Source organism: Streptomyces sp. NPDC006265 (assembly GCF_040613555.1).
GTDB lineage: Bacteria > Actinomycetota > Actinomycetes > Streptomycetales > Streptomycetaceae > Streptomyces.
Genome location: NZ_JBEXSH010001072.1, coordinates 1 through 2654 on the forward strand (window position 1 = coordinate 1; position 2654 = coordinate 2654).

Genomic DNA, 2654 nt, shown 5'->3' on the forward strand with positions numbered 1-2654 from the left:
TATCGGCACGTCCACTCAACGAGTCACACCCGTCCAGGTACCGGTCACATCATCAGATCACCCGAACCGGTCATGTGCGGAGGATGGGACTAGCGGGCCGCGCTGCCGGTGCCGTCGGCGAGCGTTCGCGTCTGGTCCGCGGCGGGGTCGGCCACGCGGCCGAGGAGCGAGTCCAGGATCTCGCCCACCCTGATGGCGGTGTTGGAGAGCAGCGACGAGGTGATGCCGTGCGTGTGTTCCGTGCCGCCCTGCAGATAGACGCCGCAGCGCAGGGTGGGGTCGGTCGCGATGCTCCAGTCGCGCTCCACGCGGACCCGGCCCTCGTCGTCACGCAGGCAGCGGTCGGCGACCTCGCCGAGCAGGCTCGTGGGGTCGACGGGGCTGTAGCCGGTGGCGAAGACCACGACGTCCGCTTCGAGGTCGGCGTCCTCGCCGGTGACGAGGGATGTGACCGTGGCACGCACGCTCGACGGCGTCTCCTTGACGCCGGTGAGCCGGGAGACGTTGAGGAACCGCAGTCGCTCGGTGCCGAGCACCTTCTCCTGGTAGGACTGGCGGTAGAGGTCGTCGATGAGGTCGATGTCCACCACGGAGTAGTTGGTGTTGCCGTGGTAGTCCATCAGCCGGCGCTTGACGTCCTCGGGGGCGGCGAAGTATTCGTCGACGGCCTGGGGGTCGAAGATCCGGTTGGCGAAGCCGCTGTCGTCGGCGGGGCTGTAGCCGTACCGGGAGAAGACGGCGCAGACCTCGGCCTCGGGGAAGCGGCGGTGCAGGTAGGCGACATTCTCGGCGGCGCTCTGGCCGGCACCCACGACGACGAACCTGGAGGGCGAGGTGCCCTCCAACTCGTCGACCTTCGCGAGTAGTTCGGAGTTGTGCCAGACCCGTTCGCCGCGCTCCACACCCTCGGGCATCAGGGGGCGCAGGCCGGTGCCGATGACGAGGTTACGGGCCCGGTGGACCTCCAGGCCGCCGCCGGAGCGGACGGTCACCTCCAGGTGCTCCACGACGCCGTCCCGGGTGACGGGCGCGACGCCGACGACCTCGTGGCCGTAGGAGACCATGTCGTCGACCTGGGCCGCGGCCCACTCGAAGTAGTCGTGGAACTCCACGCGCAGCGGGAACAGGTTCTTGTGGTTGATGAAGTCGATCAGCCGGCCCTTGCTCTGCAGGTAGCAGAGGAAGCTGTACTCGCTGGCCGGGTTCCGCAGCGTCACCAGGTCCTTGAGGAAGGAGACCTGCATGGTGGCGTCGTCGATGAGCATGCCGCGGTGCCAGCCGAAGCGCGGCTGCTGCTCGAAGAAGTGAGCGGTGACCGCCTCCTGCCTGCCGACGCGGTCGTTGTGCTCGCGGAGCGCGATCGCCATGGCCACATTGGACGGCCCGAAGCCGATACCGATCAGGTCGTGGACCGGTGGTGCGTCACCAGGAAGAACCTGCGACATGTCACTCCCATCGTGCGGGGCAGCCGCGTGTCAGGTGTGGAGGGAACGAAAGGCGGGCATGCCAACGAGGCGGCACCCCAAGAAACTTAGGTGAGCCTAAGCTAAACGAGTTGAGGTGTCGACAGGGCAAAACGGACACCCTCCCCGGATCGGCATTCCTCAACTGGGCCACCCTGCAAGCCCGTTGCAGACTAAGGTAAGCCTTGCTTTACTTGTGTCGGTCAATACCTTGCTCTGAGGAGGAACCCCATGCGGGTCGTCATGTTCGGTTACCAGACCTGGGGGCATCGCACCCTGCAAGCCCTCCTGGAGTCCGAGCACGACGTCGTGCTGGTCGTGACCCACCCCAAGAGCGAGCACGCCTACGAGAAGATCTGGAGCGACTCCGTCGCCGACCTCGCCGAGGAGCACGGCGTCCCGGTGCTCATCCGCAACCGGCCGGACGACGACGAGCTGTTCGAGCGCCTCAAGGAGGCCGACCCGGACATCATCGTGGCCAACAACTGGCGCACGTGGATCCCCCCGCGCATCTTCGGCCTGCCGCGCCACGGCACACTGAACGTGCACGACTCCCTGCTGCCGAAGTACGCCGGGTTCTCACCGCTGATCTGGGCGCTCATCAACGGCGAGCCCGAAGTCGGCGTCACGGCCCACATGATGAACGACGAACTCGACGCCGGCGACATCGTCCGGCAGGAGGCGGTGCCGGTCGGACCGACGGACACAGCGACCGACCTCTTCCACAAGACCGTCGACCTCATCGCCCCGGTCACCATCGGCGCGCTCGGCCTCATCGCCTCCGGGCAGACCGAGTTCACCCGGCAGGACCGCTCCCAGGCGTCCTTCTTCCACAAGCGCGCCGACGAGGACGGCCGCATCGACTGGAGCTGGCCGGCCGGGGACCTGGAGCGCCTGGTGCGCGCCCAGTCCGAGCCCTACCCCAGCGCCTACACCTTCCACCGGGGCAAGCGGCTCGACGTCCTGGCCTCGTTCGTCTCCGAGGGCCGCTACGGCGGCACGCCCGGCCGCATCTTCTACCGCGAGGGCGACGGCGTGGTGATCGTCGCCGGCGCCGACGCCCGGAACGGACGCAACCGTGGCCTCGCCATCACGCGGGTACGCACCGAGGACGGCCGGGAGTTGCCCGCGGCCGAGTACTTCACCTCCATGGGCGGCTACCTCACCGGCCGCCCCTGATGTGCCGGCCCC

2 protein-coding genes are annotated in these 2654 nt (G+C 68.0%); one reads left to right on the forward strand and one right to left on the reverse strand.

Going from position 1 to position 2654, the window contains the following annotated elements; translation table 11 throughout:
* Positions 1–89: 89 nt before the first annotated feature.
* Complete coding sequence (locus ABZ281_RS45350; RefSeq protein WP_356664219.1) at positions 90–1445, reverse strand: lysine N(6)-hydroxylase/L-ornithine N(5)-oxygenase family protein; 1356 nt, start codon at positions 1443–1445, stop codon at positions 90–92.
* A gap of 249 nt (positions 1446–1694) precedes the next feature.
* Here ABZ281_RS45350 and ABZ281_RS45355 point away from each other — a divergent pair, with 249 nt between their 5' ends.
* Positions 1695–2642: a methionyl-tRNA formyltransferase gene (locus ABZ281_RS45355; protein WP_356664221.1), complete on the forward strand. Its 948-nt coding sequence runs from the start codon at positions 1695–1697 to the stop codon at positions 2640–2642.
* Positions 2643–2654: the final 12 nt, after the last annotated feature.

Excerpts from the sequence above, each read along its gene's own strand:
- ABZ281_RS45350 (WP_356664219.1), bottom strand. The coding sequence starts at position 1,445 with ATGTCGCAGGTTCTTCCTGGTGACGCACCACCGGTCCACGACCTGATC.
- ABZ281_RS45355 (WP_356664221.1), top strand. The coding sequence starts at position 1,695 with ATGCGGGTCGTCATGTTCGGTTACCAGACCTGGGGGCATCGCACCCTG.